Source organism: Halomonas sp. AOP7-B1-5 (assembly GCF_052353045.1).
Taxonomy (GTDB): domain Bacteria; phylum Pseudomonadota; class Gammaproteobacteria; order Pseudomonadales; family Halomonadaceae; genus Vreelandella; species Vreelandella colorata.
The window spans coordinates 1-5,955 of record NZ_JBQTDC010000076.1 but is presented as its reverse complement, the minus strand read 5'-3'; the positions used below and the strand labels follow the sequence as shown (position 1 = coordinate 5,955).

Annotated in this window: 6 protein-coding genes; 1 reads left to right on the top strand and 5 read right to left on the bottom strand. The window is 55.0% G+C overall.

Annotation, left to right across the window (positions count from 1 at the left end):
- Positions 1–49: 49 nt before the first annotated feature.
- The 4 genes from asd to leuC all read right to left on the bottom strand — a co-directional run bounded on the left by asd (position 50) and on the right by leuC (position 4,588).
- On the bottom strand, positions 50–1,162 hold the full coding sequence (gene asd, locus ACT3XD_RS19150) for an aspartate-semialdehyde dehydrogenase (protein ID WP_192539856.1): 1,113 nt from the start codon (positions 1,160–1,162) through the stop codon (positions 50–52).
- Positions 1,163–1,289: 127 nt separating this feature from the next.
- Entirely contained in the window at positions 1,290–2,369 is a 1,080-nt protein-coding gene (gene leuB, locus ACT3XD_RS19145) for a 3-isopropylmalate dehydrogenase (RefSeq protein ID WP_192539855.1), read from the bottom strand.
- A 116-nt stretch (positions 2,370–2,485) separates the two neighbouring features.
- On the bottom strand, positions 2,486–3,133 hold the full coding sequence (gene leuD / locus ACT3XD_RS19140; protein WP_192539854.1) for a 3-isopropylmalate dehydratase small subunit: 648 nt from the start codon (positions 3,131–3,133) through the stop codon (positions 2,486–2,488).
- Positions 3,134–3,136: 3 nt separating this feature from the next.
- A complete protein-coding gene (leuC, locus tag ACT3XD_RS19135) occupies positions 3,137–4,588 on the bottom strand; it encodes a 3-isopropylmalate dehydratase large subunit (protein ID WP_192539853.1) in 1,452 nt (483 codons plus the stop codon).
- A gap of 161 nt (positions 4,589–4,749) precedes the next feature.
- On the opposite strand from leuC, the gene ACT3XD_RS19130 reads away from it, so the two are divergent.
- Positions 4,750–5,631, top strand: coding sequence for a LysR family transcriptional regulator (locus ACT3XD_RS19130; protein WP_192539852.1), 882 nt, complete (start codon positions 4,750–4,752; stop codon positions 5,629–5,631).
- A gap of 15 nt (positions 5,632–5,646) precedes the next feature.
- On the opposite strand, the gene ACT3XD_RS19125 is transcribed toward ACT3XD_RS19130, so the two are convergent.
- A partial coding sequence (locus ACT3XD_RS19125) for a GFA family protein (protein ID WP_444280675.1) occupies positions 5,647–5,955 on the bottom strand: 309 nt, incomplete at its 5' end.

Below are 5,955 nucleotides of genomic sequence, written 5' to 3'. Positions count from 1 at the left end.
AACGGAGAGCTGAAAGCTCCCCGTTTTGATTAGCACTCGCCTTGCTGATTTATTGCTCGCGCAAAATTTTCAGCATCCGCTTGAGCGGCTCGGCGGCGCCCCACAGCAGCTGGTCGCCTACGCTGAATGCAGAAAGATATTCTCCACCCATATTCAGCTTGCGCAGACGGCCCACCGGAATATTCAGCGTACCGGTCGCGGCGGCGGGCGTTAAGCCTGCAACCGTGGCGTCTTTATCATTGGGAATTACATTGACCCACTCATTGTGCTTGGCAATGCGATCTTCGATTTCATCAAGCGGTACATCCTGCTTGAGCTTGATGGTAAAGGCTTGGCTGTGCGAGCGCATGGCGCCGATTCGCACGCAAAGACCGTCAATCGGCACCGGACTTTCACCGCGACCCAGAATTTTGTTGGTCTCAACGAAGCCTTTCCACTCTTCACGGCTCTGGCCGTTCTCAAGCTTGGTATCGATCCACGGCAATAAACTACCGGCAAGCGGTGCACCGAAGTTATCGGTCAGGAAGTCGCCACCGCGCATGGCAGCGGTTACCTTACGGTCGATATCCAGAATTGCACTCGATGTATCCTTGAGCTCTTCACCGACGCTATCACGCAGCTGCCCCATTTGATTGAGCAGTTCGCGCATGTGCTTGGCGCCAGAGCCGGAAGCCGCCTGATAGGTCATGGAGGTCATCCACTCGACCATATCGGCTTCAAACAGGCCACCCAGGCCCATCAGCATCAGGCTAACGGTGCAGTTGCCACCCACAAAGGTCTTGGCGCCTTTAGCAAGCTGCGCATCGATTACCTTGCGGTTAACCGGGTCAAGCACGATAGTGGCTTCGTCTTCCATGCGCAGCGTACTAGCCGCATCAATCCAGTAGCCCTGCCAGCCGTTTTTACGCAGATCTGCGTAGACTTCCTTGGTGTAATCGCCCCCTTGGCACGTCACGATCACATCAAGTGCTTTCAGATCTTCAAGGGCAAACGCATCTTTAAGCGGAGGTACGTCTACGCCGATATCGGGGCCAGGTTGGCCTACCTGGGAGGTCGTGAAAAAGATGGGTTCAATACCGTTAAAATCGCCATCTTCCTGCATGCGCTGCATCAGCACAGAGCCGACCATACCACGCCATCCTACGAAACCGACTTTCAACATGTGAAGTCCTCCAGCAAAGAATGAGACCAATATTATACACAAAACTTATAAATGGCGTCGGCCACCCTTTTGAGTGGCCGAGCCGTCACACTTTCAGATCAATTAGTTAGCACGCTTCAAAACACACTTAACATTTCGCAAATGCGGCCAATACGGCATCCCCCATCGCATCGGTGCCGATAGTCTGCATGCCTTCAGACGCAATATCCGCAGTACGCAGGCCGTCGTCTAGTACGCTGCCTACCGCGGCTTCTATACGCTCTGCCATGGCCGTTTCATTAAGCGAATAGCGCAGCATCATGGCAACAGACAGCATCATGGCCAGCGGGTTGGCAATATTTTGCCCGGCGATATCCGGCGCACTTCCGTGGCAAGGCTCATACATACCCTGACCGCTTTCATTCAGCGAGGCTGAAGGCAGCATACCGATGGAGCCGGTGAGCATGGCGGCGGCATCAGAAAGAATATCGCCAAACATGTTGCCCGTCACGACCACATCGAATTGTTTCGGGGCGCGCACCAGCTGCATCGCGGCGTTATCCACGTACATATGTGAAAGCTCGACATCCGGGTATTCTGGTGCCAGACGCTCCATCACTTCACGCCACAAGATAGTGACTTCCAGCACGTTGGCCTTGTCCACCGAGCAGAGCTTCTTGCCGCGCTTTTGGGCCATTTCAAACGCCACGCGGCCGATGCGCTCAATCTCGCTTTCGGAATAGATGTAGGTATTAAAGCCCACACGCTCACCGTTGCGCTCCTCAATCCCCCGCGGCTGACCAAAGTAAATGCCGCCGGTCAATTCACGCACGATCATGATATCCAGACCTGCCACCAACTCAGGTTTCAGGCTTGAGGCACTGGCCAACTGCGGATAGAGCATGGCCGGGCGCAGGTTGCCAAACAGCCCAAGGTTCTTGCGCAGGCCCAACAGGCCTTTTTCGGGTCGCTTGGAAAGATCTTCGATCTTGTCCCATTTAGGGCCACCCACCGCGCCAAGCAGAATTGCGCTGGCCGCCTTGGCTTTTTCAAGCGTTTCAGCGGGTAGCGGCTCGCCGTGCACATCATAAGCCGAGCCACCAACCAGCGCTTCTTCAACGTCAATATCCAAACCCGCTTCCTGGCAGGCTTTTAACAAGCGCGCGGCCTGAGCCGCAATCTCTGGGCCAATACCGTCGCCGGGTAACAGAAGCACCTTGTGGGTCATGTTAAATCCTTAATAGAGTGTCAGCACGGCTTGGCGCCGCTTAGCGCGTTGCAATCGGGTTGCACCGCGCTATGTATGTCTTTTTAGCTATTCTAAATAGCTTTTATTGAGCTGAATCAGGCAGGCTGACGGAACAGCCAGGGCCGGGCATCCTTGTGTTTCTGCTCGAAGGTACGAATTGCATCTTCGTCTTGCAGTGTGATGCCAATATCATCCAGGCCGTTGAGCAGGCAGTGCTTACGAAACGCGTCCACTTCAAACTCCAGAATTTCGCCGCCCGGCGTGTTGACTCGCTGGTTCTCCAAGTCGATATCCAGCTGGTAGCCTTCGTTAGCATCGACGCCAGCAAACAGACGATCCACTTCTTCTTCGCTTAACGTGATCAGCAATATGCCGTTTTTAAACGCATTATTGTAAAAAATATCCGCAAAGCTTGGCGCAATGACAACCTTAAAACCGAAATCTTCCAGCGCCCACGGCGCGTGTTCACGCGAGCTACCACAGCCAAAGTTGCGCCGGGCAAGCAACACCTCAGCCCCTTTAAAGCGCGGCTGGTTGAGCACGAAATCAGGATTCAGTGGGCGATTGGAGCAATCCTGCCCCGGCTGCCCTTCATCTAAATAACGCAGTTCATCAAACAGGTTAACGCCAAACCCCGTGCGCTTGATCGATTTCAAGAACTGCTTGGGAATAATTAAGTCGGTATCGACGTTCGCGCGATCAAGCGGGGCAACCACGCCCTCGAAACGAGTAAACTTTTTCATGGCTCAAGCCTCCTGAGCGTGGGTAGCATCGTTGGCGGATAAACTGCGTACATCAACAAAGTGGCCAGCAATCGCTGCCGCCGCCGCCATCGCAGGGCTTACCAGGTGCGTACGACCGCCGTACCCCTGACGCCCTTCGAAGTTGCGGTTGGAGGTCGATGCGCAGTGCTCGCCGGCGCCCAGCTTATCGGCATTCATGGCAAGGCACATGGAGCAACCCGGCTCGCGCCACTCAAAGCCAGCATCGATGAAGATCTTATCCAGCCCTTCGGCTTCCGCCTGACGTTTCACCAGGCCAGACCCCGGCACGACCATGGCAAGTTTGATCGTGTCGGCCACTTTATTACCTTGGGCAACCTTGGCGGCTTCACGCAAATCTTCAATACGCGAGTTGGTGCACGAACCGATAAACACTTTATCGAGCTTGATATCGGTGATTTTTTGATTGGCGTGCAGCCCCATATATTCAAGCGCGCGGGTATGGCTGCGCTGTACGGTTTCATCCATCGCCGCCTTGGGGTCCGGTACCTGGCCTGAAATACCCGTCACCATTTCAGGGCTGGTTCCCCAGCTAACCTGCGGCTCAATATCTTCAGCTTTCAGCGTCACTACTTTGTCGAACGAGGCATCGTCATCCGATACCAACTGACGCCAGTCAGCTACCGCCGCTTCCCACTGCTCGGCAGTCGGCGCAAAGGGGCGCTCGGCCAGGTAATCGATGGTGGTGTCGTCAACAGCAATCAAACCCACCCGGGCTCCGGCTTCAATGGCCATGTTGCACACGGTCATGCGGCCTTCCATGGAAAGCGAGGCAATCGCGCTGCCGGCAAACTCAATCGCGTAGCCCGTGCCGCCTGCGGTGCCAATTTCTCCGATAATCGCCAGCACCACGTCTTTTGCGGTGACACCCAGGCCAAGTTCACCTTCCACGCGCACCTGCATGTTCTTCATCTTTTGCGCCAGCAAGCATTGCGTCGCCAGCACATGCTCGACTTCAGAAGTGCCGATGCCGTGGGCCAGCGCGCCAAACGCACCATGGGTTGCTGTGTGAGAGTCACCGCATACCACGGTCATACCGGGCAGTGTCGCGCCCTGCTCCGGCCCTACTACGTGGACGATGCCCTGGCGCGGGTCGTTGATCTTGAACTCTTCGATACCGTACTCGACGCAGTTGTCATCCAGGGTTTGCACCTGAATCAACGACACCGGGTCTTTAATGCCGCTGTTGCCTTCGGCGCGCTCTTTCAACGTGGTAGGTACGTTATGGTCCGGCGTCGCCAGGTTGGCATCCAGGCGCCATGGCTTACGCTTGGCCAGGCGCAGACCTTCAAAAGCCTGTGGGGAGGTCACTTCGTGAAGCAGCTGACGGTCGATATAAATCAACGCGGTGCCATCGTCACGCTGCTTCACCAGGTGCTGATTCCAGAGTTTGTCGTAAAGGGTTTGACCTGACATATGGCTCTCCCGGGCTAGCGCCCTGCTAGTTTTTTGCGCTGACGTCTTTGCGCCAGTGATGCAACGAGTGTTACGCGTGTCGCGCATAAAAGCAATTCATGTTATTTATAGATACGATTCCACATTGGAATAGTAGACAGAATTTAGCGACGGAACTACACATGGATACCCAAAGCCTACAGGCGTTTTTAGCCGTTGCCGAAACTCAAAGCTTTTCGCGGGCTGCCGAGCAGCTCTACCTGACCCAGCCTGCGGTTAGTAAACGTATTGCCACGCTGGAATCACAGGTAAGTACGCGGCTGTTTGATCGGATAGGTAGGCGTATCTCGCTCACCGAAGCCGGCCATTTATTACTCCCCCAGGCCAAGCGGATCCTTGCAGCAGTAGAGGACAGCCGACGCGCGCTTGCCAATCTTTCTGGGCAGGTCGGCGGCCGGTTAACGCTGGCGACCAGCCATCATATTGGCCTGCACCGCCTGCCGCCCATTCTCAAGCACTATACTCAGCACCATCCGGAGGTTGAGCTAGATCTGCACTTTCTCGATTCAGAGTTCGCTTATCAAGGCGTACAGGATGGCACGCTTGAACTCGCGGTGGTAACGCTTGCGCCCCACCCTATTGAACAACTCCATGTGGTCAAGCTCTGGCGTGACCGGCTATGCTTTGTTTGCGCTCCGGATCACCCGTTAGCCCAGGCGCCTGAGCTTACGCTTGAAACGCTATGCCAGTACAAGTGTGTGCTGCCTGGAGCAATGACGTTTACCCGAACCTTGATTGAACAGCGGTTTGCTGAAGCCGGGCTTACCTTACCGGTAAGTATGGCGACCAACTATCTAGAGACGTTGAAAATGATGTGCAGCGTCGGGCTTGGCTGGAGCCTGTTACCCGAGGGCATGGTGGATAGCGAGCTGGTCGAGCTAAGCATCGATACCGCGCCGATACACAGGCCGCTTGGCTATCTGGTGCATACCAACCGCACGCTTTCCAATGCGGCAAGAAAAATGATTGACGCGCTGGAAGCGACAATGGAAAAAACTGCATAGCTTAATACTGACCGCCTACGACTTGTTTGCATGCTGAGCAAACACTTCTTCCTCCGTAAGCATGCGGGTATCGTTGGCAAAGGTATAAAACTCGGGCTTCTGGTCGATAAAAATCTGTTCGGTAAAGTCCCAGTCGCTACCGTCCAACAAACCGACAGGGATAGCGTAGTGTTCTTCCTGCTTTAATCGGTAAAACAGGTGTGTACCACACTGCTTGCAGAACCCACGCTCAGCCCACTCGGAGGAACTAAAGATGGCGATATGCTCATTGCCCATAAAACTGACGTCACCGATAGGCTCAGCGGCAAAAAGGGGCCCACCGCC

Coding starts and splice junctions, on each gene's coding strand:
- asd (WP_192539856.1), bottom strand. CDS start 1,162: ATGTTGAAAGTCGGTTTCGTAGGATGGCGTGGTATGGTCGGCTCTGTG.
- leuB (WP_192539855.1), bottom strand. CDS start 2,369: ATGACCCACAAGGTGCTTCTGTTACCCGGCGACGGTATTGGCCCAGAG.
- leuD (WP_192539854.1), bottom strand. CDS start 3,133: ATGAAAAAGTTTACTCGTTTCGAGGGCGTGGTTGCCCCGCTTGATCGC.
- leuC (WP_192539853.1), bottom strand. CDS start 4,588: ATGTCAGGTCAAACCCTTTACGACAAACTCTGGAATCAGCACCTGGTG.
- ACT3XD_RS19130 (WP_192539852.1), top strand. CDS start 4,750: ATGGATACCCAAAGCCTACAGGCGTTTTTAGCCGTTGCCGAAACTCAA.